Raw genomic sequence first — 24,485 nt, 5'->3', positions numbered from 1 at the left:
ACCAACCCTATCTGAGTAAAGGAGGTATCCATGCAGATACTCAATATGCCGCAAGGCTCCCCTGAGTGGCTGGCGGCGCGCTTAGGGCGCGTCACCATGTCGGAGCTGAAGTCATTGCTGGTTAAGGGGAAAGGCCCAGGTGGATTGGGTACCGGGGCGATTACCTATATGCACCAGTTGATCGGCGAACGCATTACTGGCGAGCTGGCCGAGCCGTTTCAGGGTAACGCGCATACCCGTCGTGGTCATGAGTTGGAAGGCGTGGCACGTGCGCTTTATTGCGATGCCACCGGCGAACCCCAGCCCCAGGAAGTGGGCTTGATCCTTAATCACGAGGTGGGCTACTCGCCCGACAGCCTGGTAGGCGCTAACGGTCTGCTAGAAATTAAAACCAAGCTACCCAAGTTCCAAATTGAAGTGCTGTTGAATGGCGAGATACCCGATGAGCACATACCTCAATGCCAGGGTGGCCTATGGGTCAGTGAACGGGAATGGATCGATTTCGTGAGCTACTGGCCGGGCATGCCGCTGTTTATCAAACGCACCTATCGAGACGACATCATGATTCGCACGATTGCTGAACGAGTTGAAGCATTCCATGAAGAGATGGAGCGACGCATCAGCCAAGTGATGGCTGCGTGACGGAACCCATACCTCAAAATTTAACACGCGATCTAACGACATAGATGCCGGGGCCACCACCCCGGCATTTTTTTATTTTTTGGAGGCATCCATGCCACACGCCAAACTCAAAGCCGGGGAAGTGGTGGGCACCTATCACGTCACTTCACCGGTGACTGAAACCGACATCATCACCATGGCCAAGCGCTTCGCACGACGTAAGCTCGCCAAAGGCCGCAAGATCACCCAGCCCTCGCAGGCATTCGAGCATCTGCAGTTACTGCTTCAGGACTATGAACATGAAGTATTTAGCGTACTTTTCCTCGACAGCCAACACCGTGTTATCCGCTTTGAAGAACTATTTAGTGGAACCATCGACGCTGCTAGCGTCTACCCACGTGAAGTGTTGAAAGCAGCACTCGCTTATAACGCAGCTGCCGTTATTCTCGTTCATAACCACCCTAGCGGTGACCCCGAACCTAGTGATTCAGATAGGAAAATCACCGAGCGACTCAAAGAGGCGCTGGGATTGATGGATATTCGAGTAATTGATCATGTAGTGGTGGGAAGTGACGGGTGCAAGTCGTTTGCTGAGATGGGTTATCTCTAGAAATATTCTCTGTGAAATAGTGTCGGTGCTGCTTCGATGAAAGCAGCACTGGTATGGTTTTTATCTTTTTTTTGTCCAAACTAGTCTAATAAAGTGTTTTTCTTCTAGCAGCCTTTATAAAAAAATAAATCACAGGTAGCATATTTAAACACAAACCAACTTAGTGAACGAGGGAACTATGCCAAGTGAAATTACCGCTCTTCATCGCGAACTGGACGACAGTTTTACGCCCGAACAAATTGAAGAACAAGAAGAAAATTTTTATATGTGCAAGGCTGAAGAAGAAGATGCATATAACGAATCACTTGAACTTGATGAACTAAAGAAAAAAGATCAAGATGAAGAAATGCTAGAATTTTTTCTCAACAGTGGAGAAGTACATTTCCAATATGATGAGGATTTTATAGCAGAAATAAAACTTAGAGAACTCCTTTCTAAGGCTGGAATTCGAATCCCATCGTACCAACTCGCATCACCGGTGAAGTTTAACCCTACCCTACTTTAAACAAGTACACCAACCAGCCACTAGCTCGAGGCCATGCGCACCTTTAGCTTCTTTAAGTCTTATGAGCTGGCATTCTAACTTATGAGCAGAGCTAAAGATGACGAATTCCAGATAATTAAAACCTAGGTATTATTTTTTGTGTAACTGAGAGAAAATACGAGCCGTTCCTTATGGAACGGCTCTACTACATCACAAATTGTATTTTTAGTTAGCTTTTTCAAAAAAGCCACTTTTTCAATAAATCATTCTCGCTGCTGTTAATAACCTTGATGCAGAAACACATCTATTTCTTCACTAGCATTTTCACAGCTATTTAATATCTCCGCTAGTTTTCCGTCAATTTCACAGTAGCAGCGTTTCTGCACCCAATATGTAAGCGATCGCTGACTTTTTTTTTGTAAGAGATGTCTTACAACAGCAATAAAAAATCGCCCCAGTTCATTGAGGCGTGTATTTATTATTTACTGGCTTGTGGCCGCTCACCCTGAGCGAATAAATGTTTTCGTGCGGTGTTATGCCGCCAGGGCGAAACACTTTAATTTTAGGATTATAAGCTGACAACACTTGGATCCATAGAATAATGCCAACATTCAAGTCGCTCCAACGCTGGTGGCAGGGGCGCGTCGTCAGGAGCATCCCTTGATTGCACTTGTTATACGCTTTTCAGATTCCGATTTGGCTTTCAATATATGACGGAGGAAAGCCCGCTGTAACAACATCAATCTTACTTCCAACCGAAACCAAGAATCCTTTTAGTCCGGTCTCAGCGAAGACCACTTTGGGTCGAGAGCACTATGCACGAGCATTCCTGTTTCGACCAAGAGCGGTCATTGAGATTTTATTGATGTAGCGATGCACTTTGCAGAAGACTTTTCCGGCAACAGTGTATTATCAGAGCGGGAATAAGTCATTGATGCTCTTGGCCTTCGGCTTTTCATTTGCGCAGGGCTCGTATATAGCGATAAGCAAGGACTCAAGAACAAGACGGTCAACGTCACATTCTAAAGGCACGAACCGCATATACGACCATGTATCCCACCATGCCTTATTCTTATGTGAAGAAGTTTGATCGTGTAAACGAGCTTTAAGAGATCGCCCGGTTTGTCCGACGTAGACAGCCGAACCCTTATCAGTGAAGTATGCATACACAGCACCGTTTCCACTGTCGCCAAGTTGGCCGCGTGCTTCAAATTGCTTCCGCGTCTTGATCTCAGAGCGATCCTCGAACCACGACCGAGCTATTGCCGCAGTAGCAGCCATGGAATGACGAAAAACATCAGATGAAATTGGCATATTTAGAAGCCCTAACGCTTAAGTTTATCGGGGGTTGAGGAATGGGTTCTTTTGTGTCAGCAAAATGCCCCGGGGCAAACTTTCCGGTTCGCTGCAACGTTTTTATTGGTGCTTCATTCCACAGGATCCAGTTTCTTGGTTTTCTGCAGCCGTTACCTTGGGTCGCTAGCAGTGACACTCGGCCAAGAGTGGAAATTTAGGCGATACTGATATAGCGATCGCCATCACCGGTGGCAAAGCCGCATTAAAGTGGAGGTTTTGGCATCCGGTGCATAGCTTGGTTAGATTTTCCCTCAAACCTGGTACCCAGCTGCTCGGAGATCTTTTATGAGCTCTTGTTTCCAAGCACCTTGCTCGTCCATAGATATGTAAACCATACCGCTAATATCATTTGGAGTTTCAACATCGCCTTTGACTAGAGCGGCAACGCGAGGACGACCAAGTTTTCCGATTAGAAAACCATGTTCAAAAACGACATTTTGCCGCGCCCGATACCGTCCATTGGGCTGACCAGCCTTCGCTCCAATATCACATGGGGTGTACAAAACGATTCCAAAACCAACATTTGAGTAGTACTCGATTTTCTCAATTATTGTCCGGCTTGAGCTGGCCAGCATGTGCAGTATGATTGGCTCCAATCCAAGCTCGGCAACGAAATCCTTCATCTCGAGTTTAGTGATTTCATCGTGCCCATGGACTATAAAAACCTGAGAAGCGTTAAATTCACCTGGAGCCGTAGGAATTATCGGCGGCTGCGCTGCGGCTCTGTCCTTCAAAGCTTGGGAGGCTTCCACTTGCTGGGGTGTGAAATATCCTTTACGGACAAGTATGTCGAATAGTGGCTCATCTTTAATGGCCCAATGCGTTCGCGATAATTCCCATCGGCCAAGATCAAAGTCAATACGCAAAGCTTCAATTGCACCGATAGGCAAACTGGGCAAATTTGTGTCTAGCTCAAAATTAAAAACAACTGTCGATTGTCTTAAACGTACATTGGTTATGTACCCAACTCGCGATTCCACCTCCTCATTTTCAACCACAAATAATGAAGGAAAGCTCTTTAGCTCTTCGATAGCTTTGTCATCTAAGAACTTGTATCGTTCACTAATCTCATCCGCGGTATACTCGATAGCTACCCGGCTTCTTTCCAGCTCGAAAGGAGAGCTCATCCAGCTCTCTGGATTATGAGAAATCAATAAATTAAACAAAAACATCTCCTTCCGACTGACTCACCTAAAGAATCTAACGGCCTAAATCAGGTGCGCCCTAGACGTCCCTGAATTTACTTGTTATAAGCCGCTAACTCAGCATGCCCTTTTCATATAGTGGCATTATTTTATCATAGGCTATTTGATAATTTTTCTCACTAAGCAAACTGTATTTTTCTTTTAGTTCGATCTGGTGATAACCATGCATATTTTCTTCTAAAGAAACCGCGCCGATGACTACCTGATTGTTTAGAGCTAAATCATCGGTGCATAGTGCAATTAACTTTTCAGTTCCTTCTTTATCAAGATCCTGTTGCTTAGGAGAGTCAATAACTATAGGAAGCATTGCTACTGTAGAGTATTTTTCAATAGTCTTTAGCAATCCATAGTGATAAGCGAATATAGCACGAGGGCTTCTGCTACCAGTTTTGCTTTTAGTTATTTTTGAATACTGAACAAGAGGTGCAATTACAGGTGATTTTATTCCTAACTTGTTTTGTGCAAATGAAAGAAAACCCTTAAAGTCGTTATTTATTTTTTTGGTTCTATTTTTATCTATGTATTTGTTTTGTTGTTTTGTTAATTTTTCTTGTCTTGCAGTAAATTCGCCAATTTTTTCATACAATTCCCGTATTTGCTCATCAAAAGTGAACTCAACTTCTTTACTTGCTTGTGACTTTATCACGTCATTTAGACTTAGTTCACCTTTAACTTCTTGCATCATTTCTTTTAACTCATAACTGAGTCTTTGGGATTGACTCAGCTCCTCTTTAATAGAGTTTATTTGATTATCTAGCTTCTGCTTTTCTTCATACATTTCTGGAATGATTTCGACCAGTTTTTCCCAGTGCTCAAAAACATGATATTTTTCAACTGCATCAGTTGTTATACTGTCATTGATGCTAGCTAGATTATCTTTACAAATATTAATTTCATCAGCTATTGAATCCCTTTTTGATAAAAGGTCTATTAACTGAATTCTGAACTCTGATTCTTCGACATTTAGCTCCCGACATTTTCTTAAGAACCTGTCAAGCAGGTTTTGATAATATTCAACATCAATATCAAACAAAACTCGTCCGAACGACTCTTCAAATCTTTTCTTAGCTGCTAGTACTGCACTTAGAGTTATGCTAAGTTCTTCAAGATTAATTTTTACTGTTCTTATCTCGCCCATTAGCTCATAGTACTCTTTGGGTTTTATCCCTGAGTGGAACTGTATTGTATTCTTCTGCCATTCATCATACATCTGCAAACCTGAAAACGAAGATAATACTGTATTCCAACCGTCATCTTGATCAATATAAAAGGGTAAGAACAAGCAGGCTGGATTAGCTTGTAGCTGCTTTCCAGTTTTCTTATGTGATAACTGTAAGTTAAAGTTAAAAATATCTCTTATTTTCTCTGCAATACCACTCATATATACAGAACTCACAAGCAGTTCATTATCAGATGAGAAAATAGAGATTCTTTTTTTATACCTTATAAATGAAAATAATTTTCCACTGACACTAATAGTGACTTTTGTAATTATGTCATCATTTTTCCATTCATTATCTATTCTGCAATCACCACCAAGAGTGAAGTATAGTGTTTTAATAAGACTGGATTTACCAGTATCATTCCCCCCAAAAATCATGTTTACTTTTGGAGAAAATTCAAAAGTAAATCCTTTTCGGTCTCTACGCGAGATAATGGCAATATCTATAAAATGGATGAGGCTCATAATCCCTCGTCTCCAATAGTAATTTTAATAATAGAATATACAACAAGACACTCTTTTTGTTCATCTGTCAGAGCAAGTGAGTATTCAGGAACTGATTTTTTTAGTGACTCAATCACATACATAATGTAAAGCGTAATCGATTCTTCAACTCTTTGCTTATCAAATAAAGCACTGGCTTTCTCTAGGTAAATTCTTTCTGCTGAATTTGTTTGCTTTAATGCGATGCTTACCCGCGAGAATGTTGCTTGGAGAGAGAGCAATTGAAATGCACCTTTACCAACTTCACAAAATATTGGATTAGCATACTGCCAAGTTGGTTGAAGCAACTTTGTTATTTTAATCTGTCGTAACGTATCTTTCAAAAAAGTAGATGTAAAACCCTTTCTTTTTATAAGTTCATCAAAATCCTTAATATCCGAAGATCTGACTTTAGCCCTATCCCTGCATGCGCTTTCTAAAGTTCTTGCAAACAATGCTGGATTTATTTCCATTTCTTCATGAAAATAATTTTCAAAAAAATCACATATTTTGCCTTTCAGGTGTGATGCGTGTCCCTCAAGACTTAAATCCGATGTTAGAAAAATCAGCTTTGATAACTCGAGCTTGCTAGAAGAGATAACCTGTTCAGAAACTCTACATACAATATTTTCTTTATGAGCTTCCTTAAGCTCATTGGCGGAAAATCTATTCCTTTCATCAAAGTTAAAGTATGCATTTGAAACAAACATAAGCTCTACATTGGAACCAACGAATTTGCTTCTGTGCTCAAACAATTTACCAATAAAAGAAATTGGTTTTTCCTTTGTAGATGATATTAACTTACTTAGAGTCCAAGGCTTTTCATTGGTTTTAACCTGAGCAAATATGACTTTTTGAGGATTGAACTCAGAGTCGAGTATTAAAACATCATCATGATATTCAAATACAAAAACGTACTCTTTACCTTCAAGCTCGTATTCAAGCATGTGCGAAAGAGCCCAGCAAGCTTGAAAATCTAAGCCTCTCTGTGCTATCTCCCCACCACGTTCTGTTTGAGGAACCTGAATTAGAGCCTTGGCTAACTCCATGTTAATCCTTATTAAATCTCAATTTTTAATCCCTATCTAGATGCAGGATTACAACACCGCTCAGCGCGCGGGGTTACGGAATGGAGGCGCAGCCAAAATGTAGTAACCGCCACCGTGACTAGCATTGTTAGGCTTGGGGCTTTCATTCACCTTGCTCCAAATAAGCCACTTCCTCGTCAGATAAAGTTATTTTAATATTCCTACCTTGTTCTGCCTTAAACTTTCCCTTCACCCGAACTAAGCCGAGATCAATTCCCTCTAGTATTCCTGAATATCCTTCACCCCAAAGCTCCCGTGGCAACCCTTCTACTGGTAGCCTCATAGCATCCCAGATGAGTGTAGCGTATGTCGGGCCCCCATCAAATGATGATGAAACAATGCCGATTAATCTTCCGTCTTCATTAAATACCGGGCCACCACTCATTCCTCCAAGCGATTCCATCTCAATTTCAATACAGGACGAAGGCATTCTTTCGCCCCTCCCATGTGGGAATACGTTTGTAACTAAACCCGAAGTAACAAATGGAGTTAACAGAGCGGTGTCTTCTTCGAAGTCACCATGTCGATACCCAACGGCCCATAGTCTTGTGCCAGGTAAAGGAAGACATAATTCTAGCGGAACCAGAGATTGCGGATACTCTAGGTAAGCTTCTGAATGAAGATCACATGATAATATTGTCAGGTCAGAAACAATTTTGCATTCTGGGTTCCAGGGTTGATATTTACTGGCACCTGAACAAGTTACTGTTTCTGTTGGAAGCCAAGCTCGTGCTTTATTGCCGGGTAAGAACGTCAATATGACAGGACCTGATCCATTTCGAGGGAACTCATCGAAGACATGTGATGCCGTCAACACCATGCCGGGGCCGATCATTACTCCACTACCAATCGAAGTAAAATTGTCGTCAAAATACCCTGCTACGGATACGATGGCGCCACTTGCTTGGTGCAAACTATCTAGCGTTCCCAATCCATCATAAGCGGTAAACGCTGGACGCCCCCAATTCAGCTTAACTTTAGATAAATCCGAGTTCTTCTCGGTAATCATGACCCTATGCACAATGTCTCGCTTTTTCTATGTGGCTGATTTCCTTGAAAAGCCTAACAGTTTACTAATGCACATGCGTGTTTTTCTGGTAACTATCACTCTGGCCATATATCCGCTTTGGGTCGAAAACAGATATATAGCAGTTACTCATAATTCTTAAGATGACAATAGCGAAGTCGGCAGCCCCTGTCACCCCAGCATTAGTAGGTTTAAAGCTTACATGAAAAATATCGGCTTTGGTTTGGATATAATAATGAGGTTGCAGAACCTTAGATGGATAGTTGAACTGTCCAAAGGCATCCCGTGCGTTACGAAGGGAGCCGATACCAAAGTATGGGCTGAAGTATGGGCTGGACAAAATAAATAAACAAAAAAGCCGCTGAAATCAGCGGCTTAATCTAAATTCTTGGCGGAGGGGGAGGGATTCGAACCCTCGAAGCCTTGCGGCTTACACACTTTCCAGGCGTGCTCCTTCGACCACTCGGACACCCCTCCGCGTTTTGTCGCTGTTGAAAGGCTGAACCTTTCGTGACAGAACGGCGCATATACTATTGGCTAAGCCTCGAAATAGCAAGCCTTTTCAGGCCGATTACCCATTCGGTTAGCGTGACGGCAACACCGCGTAACTGCCGTTGGCTTCCAGGCAGAGTGTCTGACCACAATAGAGCTGCTGGGTTAGCGTTATACGCCCTTTACCGCGTTCTGCGAGCTTGTTGGCAAGCTGGGCGGGGCCTTCTGGTAGAGCTGGCGTGCATACCAAGCGGTAGTCACTCGTTACCGGCGCAATAAAACGCTGGCTAGCCTCAGCAACGACCACATCCCGCACAATGCCCCGCTCGCGCAGCCATAGCGTTAGCCAGCACCAGCCTTGCAGCGTAGTCTGTGCCGTGAGCGCACCGCCAAACCCCGTGCCCTTATCGTTAAGGTTAGGCGATAACGCTAACTGCCAGGTTAGGAAATCGTCCTGGCGTGAGACTTCGCTAATGCCTAGCGCGCTCACCATGGGTATGGCGTCACTTAGCCACTGCTGAAAAGCGGCCAGGTCTTCCGGCTGGCCTTTTGGCAGCGGCAAACGGGGGTGGGGTATGCCTGGCTGGCGGGGCAGATTCATAACTAGTCCCAACGCTCAACAAAGTCTGCAACGTTATGCTGTGGCACGGGTTTGTGGCGCCCCCCTAAGGTGCCCAGGTAGATAAACGCGACGACTTCATCATCCTCATCCAGGCTCAGACCTTTGCGAACCACTGGGTCGAAAGCATACTTCCCGCTGCGCCACATAGCACCTAGGCCTAGCGCGTGAGCAGCCAGTAGAATGCCGTGGGCAGCGCACCCAGCGGAAATCACCTGCTCCATTTTGGGTACTTTTTCGAGATCGGGTGTGACCTTGGCAATCACGGCAATAATCATCGGCGCTCGCAGCGGTTTTTTGCGCGCTGAGTTGAGCGTTTCGTCGTCGGCGCTGGGATCCTCCTGAAACTCCGCCTCGGCAAATAGCTCGCCTAGCCGCTCACGCCCTTCCCCGCTGAACTCGATAAAGCGCCAGGGACGCAGCTCCTTATGGTCGGGCGCGCGTAGCGCGGCCTGATAAATGGCGCTGAGTTGTTCGCCGCTAGGCGCTGGTTCCATCAGCTTGCCCATTGAGCTACGTTCGTGAAGCAGCGTGAGTGCGTCCATTAATGACTCCAAATCCAATCGTGAGAGGCTACTGTAGCACCGTCATCTATAGCATCGTCATTTATAACATTGCCGTTTACTGCCTTGCTAGGCGCAGCGGGGTCGGTGGCGTTAGCCCGGGCGTGGCGCGCCAGGGGCTGATATCCAACCCGCCGCGGCGCACGTAACGCGCCAGCACCAGCAGTTGCGTGGGCTTTGCCTGGGCCATTATGTCGGTAAAGATATGTTCAACGCAGTGCTCGTGGAAATCCTGGTGCTGACGAAACCCAATCAGGTAGCGCAGCAGCCCTTCGCGGTCGATTTTGGGCCCTTTATAACGAATCAACACGCTGCCCCAGTCCGGCTGGCCGGTAACGGGGCAGTTAGATTTCAGCAGGTGGGAGTAAAGCGTCTCTTCTACAACCTCTTCCCCCACCGTAAGATGGGCGCTGCTAGGTGTGTAATCGCTTACTGCAATATCTAAATCGTCCAAGCATTCGCCAGGCAAGTGCTGCGCTGAAAGCTCGGGTGCATCCACATCAAACAACTCAACGCTCACCTCCGCCCCTGCCGCAACCGCGAGATCATTGGCAAGCGTTTCCATCACTTCCTGACGAGTATAGAAACGGGTTTGGTTGAAGCTATTGAGATAGAGTTTCCAGGATTTGGACTCAATCAGATTGGGTGAGGCTGCCGGCAAGCGAAAGCGTGCTACGGCCACAATAGGCTTACCGCGGCTATTCAGCCAGGAGACTTCAAAGGCGTGCCATTCATCTTCTCCCACGAACGGCAAGGCGCCCTCTTGAATCCCCAGCGGCGCTCGGTTGGCCGCACGGGGGATCGGATAGAGAAGCCCCGCGTCATACTGCTCGGGGTAGGCGGATTCGCGCCCTAATGGCGCGTGTTCTAAGGTGTCGGGGCGATGTGCCATTGCTTGCTGCTCTCTGCTTAATGCCGTTATGGGTTAGCTACGAATGCCTTTACCGCGCTCCAGCATCATCAGTGCCGCTAGAAATAGCACGATGATGAAAGCAAAAATTGCGGCAAGCGCCCAAACCACGGGGATATCCGAGACGCCCAGAAAGCCGTAGCGGAAGACGTTAACCATATACAAGATCGGATTGAGCATGGAAACGCCCTGCCAGAAGTCGGGCAGCATCGAAATAGAGTAAAACACCCCACCCAGATAGGTCAGCGGCGTAAGGATAAACGTCGGCACGATAGAAATATCGTCGAACTTGTTGGCCAGCAAAGCGTTAATAAACCCGCCAATGGAGAACAGCGCAGATGTCAGTACTACGACCAATACCGTGAGCAGCGGATGCTCCATGGTTAGGCGGGTAAAGAACAGCGAAACGACGGTCACAATCAGCCCTACTCCCAGCCCACGTGCCATACCACCAAAAACAAAGCCGGATAGAATCACCCAATTGGGCATGGGCGACACCATCATCTCTTCGATCGAACGCTGGAACTTGTTCGAGAAGAAGCTCGACGCCACGTTGGAGTAGCTGTTGGTAATCACCGACATCATGATCAGCCCAGGGACGATAAAGTCCATGTAGCTGAAGCCGTCCATGTCACCAATCCGCGAACCAATGAGATTACCGAAGATGATGAAGTACATCGCCATGGTGATCGAAGGTGGCAGCAGTGTTTGTGGCCAAATGCGGGTGAAGCGTTTGATCTCTTTTAGCACCAGCGTCCATAGAGCGATCAATGTTTGCATAGCATTCATACGCGCGCCTCCTTTTTCTCAACACGCTGGTCTATCGCCCCTTGGCCACTACCCTCCACCATCGACACAAACATCTCCTCTAAGCGGTTGGCTCGGTTACGCATGGAAACCACCTGAATGCCCTGCTCGCTCAACGCATTGAACACATCGTTCAAACGCTGGCCGCGATGAACCACCAGCGAAAGTTGGGTAGGTTCCAACTGATGCAGCTCAAACCCTTCAATCTGGGGTACTTCTGCAACTGGCTCAGCCAAATCAATCAGGAAGGTTTCGGTATCAAGCTCTGCCAGAAGCTCCCGCACGCTGGTATTACGCACGATGTCGCCATTATTGATAATTGCCACATTGCGGCACAGGCTCTCGGCCTCTTCCAGGTAGTGAGTGGTGAGGATGATGGTGGTGCCTTCGTCTTGGTTAATCCGCCGCATGTATTCCCACATGCTGCGCCGCAGTTCGATATCCACCCCGGCGGTTGGCTCATCCAGAATCAGCAGTTTGGGACGATGCATCAGCGCCCGAGCGATCATCAAGCGGCGCTTCATGCCGCCGGAGAGCATGCGCGCACTGCCGTTGCGTTTTTCCCATAGGCCCAGATCAGTCAGCAGCTGTTTAGCGCGGGGCAAGGCCTCGCGACTGGTCATACCGTAATAGCCCGCCTGAGCCAGCACGATATCGAGCACTTTCTCAAACTGATTGAAGTTGAACTCTTGCGGCACCACGCCCAACTGGTATTTGGCCTTGGCGAAGTCTTTATCCACATCAATGCCAAATATGGAGACCTTGCCCGCTGTCTTTTGCACCAGCGAGCACACCACACCCAAGGTGGTGGATTTACCGGCGCCGTTGGGGCCCAACAAAGCAAAAAAATCGCCCTGCTGGACGTCTAGATCAATACCTTTGAGCGCCTGAAAGCCGTTGCCATACACTTTGGTAAGGCCACGGATCGACAATGCCGGTTCGGCCATGAAAATGTCCTGTCAGCAAAATAAGAAGAGAAGGTGAAACATTAGGGCGCAAACGACTTTTTTCAAGTCGGGCAATCGAGGCGAGCGCCAGACACGCAAAAAATGACGCCCAGCAAATAGCTGATGCATCATAGAAATAATAAAGAGGAAACATAGAAGCGCTTGGAGCGGGAAAGGAGATTCGATGGGGCGGCCTTCCGTCGGGCTGGCGCACCAGATCACGACCCTCGCCTTGGTAAGGCGATACTCATAACAACACATCCAACATGGAGCGGGAAAGGAGATTCGAACTCCCGACCCTCGCCTTGGCAAGGCGATGCTCTACCACTGAGCTATTCCCGCAACGCAAACAAAACGACGTATAACGCTAGATGGCGTCCCATAGGGGGTTCGAACCCCTGTTACCGCCGTGAAAGGGCGGTGTCCTAGGCCACTAGACGAATGGGACTAAATCGAAACTGGAGCGGGAAAGGAGATCGACCGGGCTGGCGTTCCAGCTCTCGACCCATCGCTTACCGATCCGGTACTACAAAAACTGGAGCGGGAAAGGAGATTCGAACTCCCGACCCTCGCCTTGGCAAGGCGATGCTCTACCACTGAGCTATTCCCGCTTATAGAACACTTACTTAGCTTTTTACCTAACCTACCGGAAGTGGCGTCCCATAGGGGGTTCGAACCCCTGTTACCGCCGTGAAAGGGCGGTGTCCTAGACCACTAGACGAATGGGACATTAGTACTTCAATTACGTGGAGCGGGAAAGGAGATTCGAACTCCCGACCCTCGCCTTGGCAAGGCGATGCTCTACCACTGAGCTATTCCCGCATTCCGATAACCCTGACGACCGCTTATCTTGAAAAAACAAGTCTTCAAAAAAAGTGGCGTCCCATAGGGGGTTCGAACCCCTGTTACCGCCGTGAAAGGGCGGTGTCCTAGACCACTAGACGAATGGGACGTTGCATTGCCTCGTCGAGGTGGCGCGTATGTTACTCAGACCTTATTGAGCTGTCAAGCTCTCTACCCACCACCGAGCTAATTGACTAGCTTTCAATTACCTACAAGCAAAGCGCGGGCTTTACGACGCCGTCATGCACGCTGGGAGTGCTCAACGTGCTAATTAGGCTTCATAACGGTGCAAGCGCTTATTTTGCTTAGTGTTAACCTCCTCACCCATCACCGACAAAATCGTTCAAAATCTTTTATTTACAATAAAATCGATTTTTATGGCACACCCCTTGCTATCACATTGTGTTCCCTTGCTGACCAATTCTCCATTAATGAGGTGTGCTATGTCCTTATCCCGCCGTAAGTTTCTCACCACAGCCGCTGTCTCCTCCACAGCTGGCCTTGTATTGGGTGCTCCGTCGATTGCCCGTGCGCAGTCGGCCGAGAGCTTTAACTGGCGTATGACCAATGCCTATCCGCCCGGCTCGCCTTTTTACGTGGAAGGCCCTGGCAGCCCCACTGACGTAATCGCCAAAATCAACGCCATGTCCGGCGGACGGCTCAATATTCAGCACTTTTCATCCGGCGAACTAATTCCGGCCTTTGAAGGCTTCGAAGCCGTTCAAAGCGGCACGATTGAGATGAACGCCGCCAATAGCTACTTCTGGTCCGGCACCACCTTTGCCGCCCAGTACTTTACTACCGTTCCGTTCGGCATGAGCTTTATGGGTCATATGGCGTGGCTTTACCACGGCGGCGGCTTGGAACTTTGGCATGAGGTATATGAGCCCTACGGCATGGTGGCCTTCCCTCTGAATAATACCGGCGTGCAAATGACCGGCTGGTTCCGCGAACCGATCGAGGATATTAGCCAGCTCAACGGACTGCGCATGCGAGTGCCTGGTTTGGCGGGTCAGGTTTACTCCTCGCTTGGCGTCGATGCGCGCGTACTGCCCGGTGGCGAAATATTCCCCGCGCTGGAGCGTGGCGTGATTGACGCAGCCGAATTCGTAGGCCCTTATCAAGACCGCCGTATGGGCCTGCATAACGCTGCCAAGTTCTACCACACCACCGGCTGGCACGAACCCTCCACCACTGGCGAACTGCTGATCTCGAAAACCCACTGGGATAGCCTACCCGAAGACCTGCAGATGATTGTCAAAACCGCCTGCATGGCGGCCTGTTTAGAAAGTATGACTTGGTCCGAAGCCGTTAACGGCGAAGCCATGACCGACCTGGTCGAGAACGAAGGCGTGACTGCCAGCATGCTTCCCACTCCCGTTGTCGATGCGCTGCGCGAAGCCACTCAAGACACCCTGGCGACAGAGGCCAACGCCGACCCGCTGGTTCGCAAAGTGCACGATAGTTACATGGCGTTTAAAGCCAACCATGACCGTTGGGCGGGAGCCAGTGAGCGTGCCTGGTTAAACGACATTATCGGAGTCTGATATGCGCGCCGTGGCATTTTTTGTCCACGGAGTTGAGGCGGTGGTTCGGCTATTTGGCTGGATCGCCGCCTGGACCTGCGTGGTATTAGTCGGGCTCGTCGCTGGCGACGTATTGATGCGCTATGTGTTCAGCATAGGGGCGGTATGGCTGCAGGAGCTGCAGTGGCACTTGATCTCACCTATCGCGCTGTTTGGCATGTCGTATCTGCTGCTGCTGGGCGAGCAGGTGCGCGTCGACGTTTTCTATGAGCGTTTTCCGCCGGGGTTGCAACGCGTGATCGAAGTGATCGGCGGGCTATTGCTGCTGGTGATGGGGTTATATATCGCCTGGCTAACGCTGCCCTGGATCGCCCAGTCTTACGCCCGCGGCGAGGCGTCGCCTAACCCCGGCGGCCTGCCTCTGCGTTGGCTTCTCAAGTCTCTGATCCCATTCGGTTTTCTCCTTCTCGCGCTGCAAGGGCTGGCCCACGCGCTGCGTCAGGCTTTCGCCCTACCCACACGAGGTGAATAACGCATGTCCCCAAATGAATGGCTAGCGATCGGCATGATCGTGGCTTTTTTCGTGTTTTTACTGATTGGTATTCCGGTAGGTATCAGCATTGCGGCGACCGCTTTTTTCTTTGGCTACATTGGCTTTGGCCCGATGCTGTTTAACCTGTTGCCATCCCGCATCTATGGAGTGGTGACCAATTACACCTTTATGGCTATACCGCTGTTTGTGTTTATGGGGGTGATGCTGGAGAAGTCGAAGCTGGCCGAGGAGCTGATCGATGTGATCGGCCACCTGTTTGGCGGCCTCTCGGGCGGCATGGGCGTGGCGATCATTCTCGTCGGCGTGCTGTTAGGCGCCGCCACAGGCATTGTGGGTGCCACTATCGTTACCCTTGGCCTGCTCACACTGCCAACGCTGCTACGCCGCGGCTACCCCAAAACCCTGGCCACCGGCATGATCTGCGCGTCTGGCACTTTAGGTCAGATTATTCCGCCCAGCTTGGTGCTAATTCTGCTCGCGGAAATTTTGGGTGAATCGGTCGGTACGATGTTCGCCGCCGCCATGGTGCCGGGGCTAACGCTGGCAGCGGTGTATATTGTCGCCATTCTGGTGATCGCCAAGCTCTACCCCGACCTGATGCCGCCAATACCCGCCGAGGAGCGAGCAGAAATGGGCCGGGGTCAGCTGATACGCAAAGTGATTACCGTGGTTGGCCCACCAGTGGGGTTGGTGTTTGCGGTATTAGGGTCGATTATTGGTGGCATTGCCGCCCCCACTGAAGCAGCGGCCATGGGGGCGCTAGGTGCACTGGTGTTTGTGGCCTGCTCGGGGCGGTTAGCCTTTGCGCTACTCAAAGAGGTCGCCAAGTCCACGCTGGTCATCTCGGCAATGGTGTTCTTTATTCTGATCAGCGCGCAAGTGTTTGGCCTGGCATTTCGTGGCTTGGGCGGCGAGCATCTGGTTGCCCGTATGTTCGACTGGGTGCCCGGTGGCGAATTAGGCGCCATGCTGTTTATGCTGCTGCTGATGTTTGTGCTGGGCTTCTTCCTGGAGTGGATTGAGATCAGCTATATTGCCCTGCCGCTGTTTTTACCTTTCTTTGTCCAGATGGGCGTCGATATGGTGTGGCTGGGCATTCTGGTGGGGCTGGTGCTGCAAACCTCGTTTCTTACCCCGCCCTTTGGATGGTCGCTGTTTTTCCTCAAGGGCGTGGCACCGAAAGAAGTCTCGACGCTGGATATTTACAAAGGCGCCCTACCGTTTATCGGCCTACAGTTTGTTGCCGTTGCGCTGGTATTTATCTTCCCCAGCATTGCTACCTGGTTGCCCGAAGCCATTGGCTGGTAACGACCTGCTTTAGCACTTACTTAATAACAAGGAATCAAAGATGCTTCATACTCAACGTAGTTACGGCGGCAGCTGCGTCGCCCCTCATCACTTAGCCGCCAGCGCCGGGCGCGATGTGCTTAAACAGGGCGGTAACGCGGTGGAAGCCATGGTCGCTGCCGCCGCGGCCATTGCGGTGGTTTATCCGCATATGAACGCCCTGGGTGGCGATGGCTTCTGGTTAATTCATGAACCGGGTAAAGCACCCATTGCCATTGACGCCTGTGGCCCGGCGGCGGGCCTCGCCGATGCTGATTTCTATGCGGGTGAAACGCAGATTCCCGAGCGCGGCCCTAAAGCTGCTCTGACCATGGCGGGTACCATTGGCGGCTGGCATGAAGCGCTGAACGTGGCGTCGGCATGGGGTAAGCAGCTGCCTCTCACCACGCTGCTAGCCGACGCCATTCATCATGCCGAAACGGGTATTTCAGTCACGCAAAGCCAGGAAGCACTCACCGCAAAACACGTTGAGCGCCTGTCTCAAAGTCCTGGCTTTAGTGACGCCCTGCTGCTTAACGGCCAGGTGCCCCGTGAAGGCGAACGGCTGCGTCAGCCGCGCTTGGCCGCGACCCTCAAGCGATTGGCGGAAGCCGGATTAGATGATTTCTATCGCGGCGAACTGGCCGCCAGCATGGCGAAAGACTTGGAAACAGTGGGCAGCCCACTGCGTTTGGCTGACTTTCATGATTACCGCGCCCAGCGCGTCACGCCACTGGAAGTAACGCTGCAAGATGCCACGCTGTATAACCTGCCCGCACCGACCCAGGGCATGGCGTCGCTGATGATTTTAGGTATCTACGAGCGCCTAAAAGCCGCCGAGCCCAACGGTTTTGACCACCTGCATGGTCTGATTGAAGCCACCAAGCGCGCCTTTATCCTGCGCGACCAAAACGTGACTGACCCCGGCCGTGTACTCACACCGCTGCAGGAGCTACTCAGCGAAGAGAGTATTGTCCGAGAGGCCGCTCAAATCGACCCGCAACACGCCCTGCCCTGGCCACATGAACCAGCCCCTGGCGACACCATTTGGATGGGCACCGTGGATAGCGAAGGGCGTGCGGTGAGCTTTATTCAGAGCATCTACTGGGAGTTTGGCAGCGGCGTGGTGCTGCCAGAAAGCGGCGTGCTATGGCAAAACCGCGGCATCAGCTTTTCGCTCAACCCCGACGACCTGCGCGGTTTAGCCCCTGGCCGCAAACCCTTCCACACGTTGAACCCGGCACTGGCCAAATTTAACGATGGCCGCACCATGGTTTACGGCACTATGGGCGGTGAAGGCCAGCCGCAAACCCAGGCGGCGGTATTTTCGCGCTATGCGCTACACGGCATGCCGCTGCAGCAAGCGATTACGGCGCCCCGCTGGCTGCTGGGGCGCACCTGGGGTGAAACCAGCACTAACTTGAAACTTGAAGCACGATTCGACGACGCTCTCGTCACCGCCCTGGCGACAGCAGGCCATGATGTGGAAGTGCTGCCCGAGGCGTTCAGTGACACCATGGGCCATGCAGGCGGCATTGTGCACCACCCAGATGGGTTAATAGAGAGCGCCCACGACCCGCGCAGTAACGGCGGTGCGGCTAGCGTATAGCGCTTAGACTGGCATCACGCACTATAATCGCCCATGCTGAAACTCATGATGACCAAGTGGTGTCACTAGGCTAGTGAGCCCAAACAACGCTTGGTCTCAGCGATGTATAGAGCAATGTATAAGGGAGAGGAACAGAGCATGGCGAAAATCGAAAAATCCCCTGACGAGTGGCAACAGCAGCTCACGCCAGAGCAGTACCGCGTGGCACGTGAGAAAGGCACCGAGCGCCCGTTCACCGGCGATTATCAGGTGCGCGATGCGCAGGGTATTTACCACTGCGTTTGCTGTCATGCGCCGCTGTTTGAGAATGAGCATAAGTTTGACGCTGGCTGCGGCTGGCCAAGCTTTGATCGGCCGTTAGGTAGCCGCTGCGTTGAAGAACATACCGATACCACTCATGGTATGCAGCGCACCGAGGTGGTCTGTTCCCATTGCGATGCTCACCTGGGTCATGTATTCCCCGATGGGCCTCCTGACACCACCGGTTTGCGCTACTGCATTAACTCCGTGTCACTGGAATTTCACCCCGACGAGTAATCAGCGCTAAATCCTCGCAAGGAAACCCGGCAAGGCGGGCGTCATCTGCTAGAATGATCGCCCGCTTTTTTGTGCCGCTATTTTGTACTTGCAGGAGAGACCCATGCTCGGCTGGTTCCCCGGACATATGAACAAGGCCCGCCGCCAGATTGCGGAGGTGCTGCCAGAGATCGATGTCGTGATCGAGGTACTCGACGCGCGTCTGCCCTACTCCAGCGCCAATCCGATGCTGGCCGAGCTAACGCGCCATAAGCCAGTGCTGAAAATTCTCTCCCGCGCCGATCTCGCTGATCCCGAGCGGACGGCCGAGTGGGTCGCTTATTTCGATGCCCAAGAGAACATGCGCGCCCTGGCGGTCACCACCACCAACACCCGCGAGCTAAAGAAGATTCCCAAGCTGTGCCATGAGCTGGCCGGTGCCGTTCGCGCCGACAGGGATGTGCGGGTGATGGTGATGGGCATTCCTAACGTGGGTAAATCCACGCTGATTAACGGTCTGGCCGGGCGAAAAATCGCCAAAACCGGCAACGAGCCTGCGGTCACTAAGCGCCAACAAAAGGTGCGTATTGATGGGCGCGTGGCGCTTACCGATACCCCTGGAGTGCTGTGGCCGAAAATTGAGGATCAGGCTAGCGCCTATCGCCTCGCAGCCACCGGCGCCATTCGCGATACCGCTATCGAGTACACCGATGTGGCGATTGTCACCAGCGCAGAGCTGGCCAAGCGCTACCCCGAAGCGCTCACCGAGCGTTATAAGCTCAAAGAGCTGGCGCCTTACGCCGCGCCGGACATTCCCCACGACATTGATGCGGACGGCCCGAAAAAGCCCGATTTCCTCGCCATTGCAGGCTTCGATGGTAATGCCATTTTGAAAGATATTGCTGCGCGCCGAGGCGGCCTGCGCCCCGGTGGCACGGTGGATCTGCACCGCGGCGCGGAAGTACTGCTTCACGAACTGCGCGATGGCAAGCTGGGCAGGCTAACGCTTGAAACTCCTGCGGATATTCCGCCGCCGCCCGTGCAAAACGACGAAGACAATCAAGGTCTTTCCGACGCATAATGGACTAAGTGCTCTTTAGCCGACGAAGGCTTGTAGGCGCTAATTTAATACTCATGTTTTAGATGCGCATGTTTTAGATACGCATGTTTTTGGACACTTTTGGCCCGCTAGCCACTTTTTTTGGACAGAAACCTCATGGATACCCCGCAGTCGCAGGAATCACAACCGTTAAAGAAATCTCATAAGCTGCACAATGTTTGCTACGACATTCGTGGCCCGGTGCTCGACCACGCCAAGCGCTTGGAAGAGGAAGGCCAGCGAATTCTCAAGCTAAACATTGGCAACCCCGCGCCATTTGGTTTTGAGGCGCCGGAAGAGATTTTGCAGGATGTGATGCGTAACCTGCCAACAGCCCAAGGCTACTGCGACTCCAAAGGCCTCTACTCTGCCCGTAAAGCGATTATGCAGGAGTGCCAGCGCAAGCAGATTCCCGGTGTGGGTATTGAAGACATCTTCATCGGCAACGGTGTGTCTGAGCTGATCGTCATGGCCATGCAGGCGCTGCTCAACGACGGCGATGAAGTGCTGATTCCCGCGCCGGACTACCCACTATGGACGGCGGCTGCCCACCTTTCCGGTGGCCACGCGGTGCACTACCTGTGCGACGAGCAGGCCGACTGGACGCCCGACATGGCCGATATTCGCGCTAAAATCACCAGCCATACGCGGGCCATTGTGCTGATCAACCCCAACAACCCGACCGGCGCGGTGTATCCGCCTGCCGTGGTGAAAGAGGTATTGGCGATCGCCAAGCAGCATAACCTGGTGGTGTTCTCTGACGAGATCTACGACAAGATCTTGTATGACGGCGTCGAGCACACCGCCACGGGCGCGCTGGCTGACGATGACCAGTTGGTCATCACCATGAACGGGCTCTCCAAAAGCTATCGCTGCGCCGGCTTCCGCTCGGGCTGGATGATTATCTCCGGCAACCTGGCCAAGCTAAACGCCCAGGACTATATCCAAGGGCTGAATATGCTGGCCTCTATGCGGCTATGTGCCAACGTGCCCGCACAACACGCGATTCAAACCGCGCTGGGGGGCTATCAATCGATCAATGATTTAATCCTTCCCGGCGGACGGCTGCTGGCCCAGCGCGATATTACCGTGGAGAAGTTGAATGCGATCCCCGGGGTTTCCTGCGTGAAGCCGAAAGGCGCGCTGTACGCCTTTCCGCGGCTCGACCCCAAGGTCTTTAATATCAAAGACGACCAGCAGATGGTGCTGGATCTGCTGCTGCAGGAAAAAATATTACTGGTACAGGGCACGGCCTTTAACTGGCCCGAGCCGGACCATGTGCGCATCGTGACGCTGCCCTGGGCCGACCAGTTAGGCGATGCACTCGATCGCTTTGCCAATTTCTTGTCGCGCTATCGCCAGTGAGTCCGGTAATTAAATCAACTCATTGACACCACCATGACTTGAAACTGCCATGAACAGCACGTATCTAAGCCATTAATCTAGTAATGCTTCGATGAACTTTAGGGGAGAACCTGCACCATGATGCGAATTCTGCTGTTTTTAGGCACCAACATAGCGGTTTTGCTGGTCGCCAGTATTACTCTGCGCCTGCTAGGCGTAGAGGGCTATCTGCGCGGCCAGGGCATCAACTTCACCAGCCTGCTGATTTTCTGCTTTATTTTCGGCATGGTTGGCTCAATGATTTCGCTGTTCATTTCCAAATGGATGGCTAAGCGCAGCACCGGCACGGTGATTATCGAAACGCCCTCCAACTCCACCGAACAGTGGTTGCTGGATACGGTCGCGGAGCTCTCTCGCGAGGCAGGCATCAAAACCCCGGAAGTGGGTATATTTCCGGCCCAGCAGTCCAACGCCTTTGCTACGGGCTGGAACAAAGACGATGCGCTGGTAGCCGTTTCGGCAGGCCTACTCAACCGTATGCGCCCGGAGGAAGTTCGCGCGGTACTGGCCCACGAAATTGGTCACGTCGCTAACGGCGACATGGTCACCCTGGCGCTGATCCAGGGCGTGGTGAACACCTTCGTGATGTTCTTTGCCCGTGTAGTGGCGCACTTGGTCGATAACTTCCTACGCAGTCGCAGCGATGGCGGCGGCGGTCTAGGCTTTATGGGCTACTTTGCAGTGGTGATGGTTGCTGAAATTGTGTTTGGTATTTTGGCCTCGGCTATCGTCGCCTGGTTCTCGCGCTACCGCGAATACCGCGCCGATGAAGCCGGTGCACGCCTAGCGGGCACTAATGCCATGGTCAGCGCGCTGGCGCGCTTGAAAACCGAAACTGAAATGCCCGATCAAATGCCAGACACGCTGCGCGCCATGGCCATCACCAAAGGCCAAACGCGCTCGCTGGTGGAAAAGCTATTTGCTAGCCACCCGCCGCTGGATGAGCGCATCCGTGCGTTAAAAGAAGCGGCTTATCGTCAGTAAGTTGCTTATGTCATTGCGAGCGTAGCGAAGCAATCTCGGGGATGGTGCTGCCGCAGGTTTAGATTGCCGCGTCGCTGCGCTCCTCGCAATGACAACGCTTGAGCCACCGCGAGTCGGTGGCTTTTTCATGTCATTGCGAGCGCAGCGAAGCAATCTGGGGATGGTGCCGCCACAGGTTTAGATTGCCGCGTCGCTGCGCTCCTCGCAATGACAAGAGGGGGGTGCTTCGCAATGGCAAGAGATGGGGCGCCTCCAATGACAATAGTCAGAGATCCTCTATGAACGCACGGAAAACCCTGCCCCACGCAGTATGCCCTCTAGTGCTACCGCCTCCCCTGACAGCTGCACGTTGAGCGTGGCGAATTCGCGCCGCAGCGGGTAGTTGGCGCGGCAGTCATCAAAGCCTTGGTGCATACCGTGGTGCTGCGTTTGGCGCTGAAGCGCATCGTGGTCGCGGCGCACGTCATACACCGCCCTCATGCAGAGCCTTAGCGCATCGTCAGGAGGCAGTGCGTGCTGCAAATGCAGCGACGCCAGCGCGGGCGGTGGGCAAATATCGGCGAATGTTAGCACGCTTGGCTGACCGCAGTGGTGAGCCAGCGCCTGCTGAATCATCCAGGTGCCGCGCAGCTTGCCATCCAGGCTATGCCCGGCAATATGCGGTGTTGCCAGAGAGACCAGATCACGCAGGCCAGCATCGATATCGGGTTCTTCCTCCCACACATCCAGTATGGCACTGATATCGCCCTTGCCCGCAAGGCGACTACGCAGCGCTAAACCATCCACACAGTCACCGCGCCCGGCATTGAGCAGCACGCACCCCAGTGCCAGCTCCTCGATACGTTGAGCGTTGAGTAGCTGATACGTCGCGTGTGGGCCTTCGCGGGTTAGCGGTGTATGCACACAGAGCACGTCACAGCGCTCGATCAGGGCGTCTAAGGAGTGAAAGCCTTCCTCCGGCTCCTCTTCTGCCCTCTCTACAGCTGCCTTGGGCGGATCACAGGCCAACGTTGTAACGCCCATGGCGGCTAGCCGCGCCTGCAGTCGGCTGCCCACATTGCCCACCCCCACTATCCCCACGGTACGCTCGCTAAGCGACCAGCCATCGCGCTCCGCCAGTGTTAGCAGGCTGCTCAACACATAATCAACCACCGCCTCTGCGTTGCAGCCTGGCGCGCTGGCGAAGGCGATATCGCGCTGGGCAAGCGCTACTTGGTCGATATGATCGGTGCCGATGGTGCAGGTGCCAATAAAGCGCACGGGGCTATCGGCAAGCAGCTTATCGTTGACCTGGGTAATCGAGCGCACGATGAGTGCATCGGCTTCTTGCAGGTGGGCGGCGTTTATCTCCCGCCCTGGCACGCGGGTGAGCGAACCAAAATGGCCGAAGCAGCGTTCGGCAGCTGGGATATTGGCGTCGACGACAAGTTTCATAGGCGTTTGGGTATCCGGGCTTTACAATACGCCAGCGACGGCTTGATGGGCAGGCGTGTTTAAAGGCTATCTTTTAAAGGCTAAGTAAGGAGAGAGTTGTGATCGTACGCTGGGAAACCAACCATGACTATGTGTTGGTTCATATTCACCAGGATATGTTTGGTGACTGGATTTTCAGCCGCGCCTGGGGCCAAATCGGCACCCAATTTGGCGGCCTGAAACATCAGCTAGCCGATACGCTGGATCAAGCCCATATGTGGCTGGAAGATGAAACCACCATCCAGTCCTCGCGGGGCTTTCGCAAGGTGCTGGAAGTGGCCGACCATACCCCGGAAGGCCAGGAAGCGATGCGCCAGCTATCGTTACTGGATGTGCTTTGAGCCTAGCGCGCTAGCTCCATGCTTTTTGCTAATTAACTTAAGAAACGCCGACCATCACGCTTATGGGCGCCTTTAGGCGGCGTGGTATCTGGCGGTGCGGTAAACGCCGCCAGCGCCGCTTCATCCAGCCAGCCGCGTTCGCGCAACCACGCACTTAATCGCTCCAGCTCAAAGCCACGATCCAGCTCATTGCCGTCACCATCCATCAACACCGGTATGCGAACGCCGTAGCGCTCTACTAGTGCGTCGTCTTCGCTAATCTCGATGTGGTGCAGCCACACCTTTTGATTCGCCAGTGCGGCCACCAGCGCCTCTAATTGGCTGCATAGGTGGCAGCCCATGGTCGTGTAAAGCGATAGCTGAATCATGCTGAAGCT

At 51.7% G+C, this 24,485-nt stretch carries 23 protein-coding genes and 7 tRNA genes; 12 read left to right on the top strand and 18 right to left on the bottom strand.

What is annotated here, in order from left to right:
- The first annotated feature begins 30 nt into the window (after positions 1–30).
- From QHL1GM_RS18580 to QHL1GM_RS18570, 3 genes are all read left to right on the top strand, one after another.
- Positions 31–642 (top strand): lambda exonuclease family protein, encoded by a 612-nt coding sequence (locus QHL1GM_RS18580; protein ID WP_071695796.1) that lies wholly within the window; start codon positions 31–33, stop codon positions 640–642.
- A gap of 91 nt (positions 643–733) precedes the next feature.
- Positions 734–1,231, top strand: a complete 498-nt coding sequence (radC, locus tag QHL1GM_RS18575; protein WP_071695795.1) for a DNA repair protein RadC — start codon at positions 734–736, stop codon at positions 1,229–1,231.
- A 178-nt stretch (positions 1,232–1,409) separates the two neighbouring features.
- Complete coding sequence (locus QHL1GM_RS18570) at positions 1,410–1,736, top strand: hypothetical protein (protein WP_071695794.1); 327 nt, start codon at positions 1,410–1,412, stop codon at positions 1,734–1,736.
- A 1,586-nt stretch (positions 1,737–3,322) separates the two neighbouring features.
- On the opposite strand, the gene QHL1GM_RS18560 is transcribed toward QHL1GM_RS18570, so the two are convergent.
- From QHL1GM_RS18560 to QHL1GM_RS18485, 16 genes are all read right to left on the bottom strand, one after another.
- Positions 3,323–4,237 carry a TIR domain-containing protein gene (locus QHL1GM_RS18560; RefSeq protein WP_071696053.1) on the bottom strand — a complete coding sequence of 305 codons (915 nt, stop codon included), beginning with the start codon at positions 4,235–4,237 and terminating at the stop codon, positions 3,323–3,325.
- Between the two features lie 91 nt (positions 4,238–4,328).
- Positions 4,329–5,963, bottom strand: coding sequence for an ATP-binding protein (locus QHL1GM_RS18555; protein ID WP_071695792.1), 1,635 nt, complete (start codon positions 5,961–5,963; stop codon positions 4,329–4,331).
- A complete protein-coding gene (locus QHL1GM_RS18550) occupies positions 5,960–7,030 on the bottom strand; it encodes a DUF4297 domain-containing protein (RefSeq protein WP_071695791.1) in 1,071 nt (356 codons plus the stop codon). The genes QHL1GM_RS18555 and QHL1GM_RS18550 overlap by 4 nt, the downstream gene beginning before the upstream one ends.
- A 142-nt stretch (positions 7,031–7,172) precedes the next feature.
- Positions 7,173–8,078 carry a serine protease gene (locus QHL1GM_RS18545; RefSeq protein WP_139245628.1) on the bottom strand — a complete coding sequence of 302 codons (906 nt, stop codon included), beginning with the start codon at positions 8,076–8,078 and terminating at the stop codon, positions 7,173–7,175.
- 407 nt (positions 8,079–8,485) lie between these two features.
- Positions 8,486–8,573, bottom strand: a tRNA-Ser gene (locus QHL1GM_RS18540).
- 106 nt (positions 8,574–8,679) lie between these two features.
- Complete coding sequence (locus QHL1GM_RS18535; protein ID WP_071695789.1) at positions 8,680–9,189, bottom strand: YiiD C-terminal domain-containing protein; 510 nt, start codon at positions 9,187–9,189, stop codon at positions 8,680–8,682.
- Between the two features lie 2 nt (positions 9,190–9,191).
- A complete protein-coding gene (locus QHL1GM_RS18530; protein ID WP_071695788.1) occupies positions 9,192–9,752 on the bottom strand; it encodes a nitroreductase family protein in 561 nt (186 codons plus the stop codon).
- Positions 9,753–9,828: 76 nt separating this feature from the next.
- Positions 9,829–10,662, bottom strand: a complete 834-nt coding sequence (gene queF, locus QHL1GM_RS18525) for an NADPH-dependent 7-cyano-7-deazaguanine reductase QueF (RefSeq protein WP_071695787.1) — start codon at positions 10,660–10,662, stop codon at positions 9,829–9,831.
- 33 nt (positions 10,663–10,695) lie between these two features.
- Positions 10,696–11,469 carry an ABC transporter permease gene (locus tag QHL1GM_RS18520; protein ID WP_071695786.1) on the bottom strand — a complete coding sequence of 258 codons (774 nt, stop codon included), beginning with the start codon at positions 11,467–11,469 and terminating at the stop codon, positions 10,696–10,698.
- Positions 11,466–12,434, bottom strand: coding sequence for an ABC transporter ATP-binding protein (locus tag QHL1GM_RS18515; protein ID WP_071695785.1), 969 nt, complete (start codon positions 12,432–12,434; stop codon positions 11,466–11,468). Before QHL1GM_RS18515 ends, QHL1GM_RS18520 begins: the two co-directional genes overlap by 4 nt.
- A gap of 267 nt (positions 12,435–12,701) precedes the next feature.
- Positions 12,702–12,776, bottom strand: a tRNA-Gly gene (locus QHL1GM_RS18510).
- A 30-nt stretch (positions 12,777–12,806) separates the two neighbouring features.
- Positions 12,807–12,882, bottom strand: a tRNA-Glu gene (locus tag QHL1GM_RS18505).
- An 88-nt stretch (positions 12,883–12,970) separates the two neighbouring features.
- Positions 12,971–13,045, bottom strand: a tRNA-Gly gene (locus QHL1GM_RS18500).
- Positions 13,046–13,087: 42 nt separating this feature from the next.
- Positions 13,088–13,163 (bottom strand) — tRNA-Glu (locus QHL1GM_RS18495).
- Between the two features lie 18 nt (positions 13,164–13,181).
- Positions 13,182–13,256: transfer RNA gene (locus tag QHL1GM_RS18490), tRNA-Gly, on the bottom strand.
- A 54-nt stretch (positions 13,257–13,310) separates the two neighbouring features.
- Positions 13,311–13,386: transfer RNA gene (locus QHL1GM_RS18485), tRNA-Glu, on the bottom strand.
- Between the two features lie 334 nt (positions 13,387–13,720).
- On the opposite strand from QHL1GM_RS18485, the gene QHL1GM_RS18480 reads away from it, so the two are divergent.
- The 8 genes from QHL1GM_RS18480 to htpX all read left to right on the top strand — a co-directional run bounded on the left by QHL1GM_RS18480 (position 13,721) and on the right by htpX (position 22,294).
- Positions 13,721–14,824: a TRAP transporter substrate-binding protein gene (locus QHL1GM_RS18480; RefSeq protein ID WP_071695784.1), complete on the top strand. Its 1,104-nt coding sequence runs from the start codon at positions 13,721–13,723 to the stop codon at positions 14,822–14,824.
- A gap of 1 nt (position 14,825) precedes the next feature.
- Positions 14,826–15,335, top strand: coding sequence for a TRAP transporter small permease subunit (locus QHL1GM_RS18475; protein WP_071695783.1), 510 nt, complete (start codon positions 14,826–14,828; stop codon positions 15,333–15,335).
- A gap of 3 nt (positions 15,336–15,338) precedes the next feature.
- On the top strand, positions 15,339–16,664 hold the full coding sequence (locus QHL1GM_RS18470) for a TRAP transporter large permease subunit (protein ID WP_071695782.1): 1,326 nt from the start codon (positions 15,339–15,341) through the stop codon (positions 16,662–16,664).
- 40 nt (positions 16,665–16,704) lie between these two features.
- Complete coding sequence (locus tag QHL1GM_RS18465) at positions 16,705–18,291, top strand: gamma-glutamyltransferase family protein (RefSeq protein ID WP_071695781.1); 1,587 nt, start codon at positions 16,705–16,707, stop codon at positions 18,289–18,291.
- A gap of 138 nt (positions 18,292–18,429) precedes the next feature.
- Positions 18,430–18,828: a peptide-methionine (R)-S-oxide reductase MsrB gene (gene msrB, locus QHL1GM_RS18460; protein WP_071695780.1), complete on the top strand. Its 399-nt coding sequence runs from the start codon at positions 18,430–18,432 to the stop codon at positions 18,826–18,828.
- 103 nt (positions 18,829–18,931) lie between these two features.
- On the top strand, positions 18,932–19,888 hold the full coding sequence (ylqF, locus tag QHL1GM_RS18455; protein ID WP_071695779.1) for a ribosome biogenesis GTPase YlqF: 957 nt from the start codon (positions 18,932–18,934) through the stop codon (positions 19,886–19,888).
- 135 nt (positions 19,889–20,023) lie between these two features.
- Positions 20,024–21,271, top strand: a complete 1,248-nt coding sequence (locus QHL1GM_RS18450; protein ID WP_071695778.1) for a pyridoxal phosphate-dependent aminotransferase — start codon at positions 20,024–20,026, stop codon at positions 21,269–21,271.
- Positions 21,272–21,388: 117 nt separating this feature from the next.
- Positions 21,389–22,294 carry a protease HtpX gene (htpX, locus tag QHL1GM_RS18445; protein ID WP_071695777.1) on the top strand — a complete coding sequence of 302 codons (906 nt, stop codon included), beginning with the start codon at positions 21,389–21,391 and terminating at the stop codon, positions 22,292–22,294.
- 276 nt (positions 22,295–22,570) lie between these two features.
- Here htpX and pdxB read toward each other — a convergent pair whose 3' ends face one another.
- On the bottom strand, positions 22,571–23,728 hold the full coding sequence (gene pdxB, locus QHL1GM_RS18440; RefSeq protein WP_071695776.1) for a 4-phosphoerythronate dehydrogenase PdxB: 1,158 nt from the start codon (positions 23,726–23,728) through the stop codon (positions 22,571–22,573).
- Between the two features lie 98 nt (positions 23,729–23,826).
- Between pdxB and QHL1GM_RS18435 the strand changes: the two genes are divergently transcribed.
- Entirely contained in the window at positions 23,827–24,108 is a 282-nt protein-coding gene (locus QHL1GM_RS18435; protein ID WP_071695775.1) for a hypothetical protein, read from the top strand.
- A gap of 32 nt (positions 24,109–24,140) precedes the next feature.
- Here QHL1GM_RS18435 and QHL1GM_RS18430 read toward each other — a convergent pair whose 3' ends face one another.
- Positions 24,141–24,476 carry a glutaredoxin family protein gene (locus tag QHL1GM_RS18430; protein ID WP_071695774.1) on the bottom strand — a complete coding sequence of 112 codons (336 nt, stop codon included), beginning with the start codon at positions 24,474–24,476 and terminating at the stop codon, positions 24,141–24,143.
- Positions 24,477–24,485: the final 9 nt, after the last annotated feature.

This window comes from Halomonas sp. QHL1 (genome assembly GCF_001882345.1).
In the GTDB taxonomy this organism is placed as follows: Bacteria; Pseudomonadota; Gammaproteobacteria; order Pseudomonadales; family Halomonadaceae; genus Vreelandella.
This window is presented reverse-complemented; position numbering and strand designations above follow the sequence as displayed.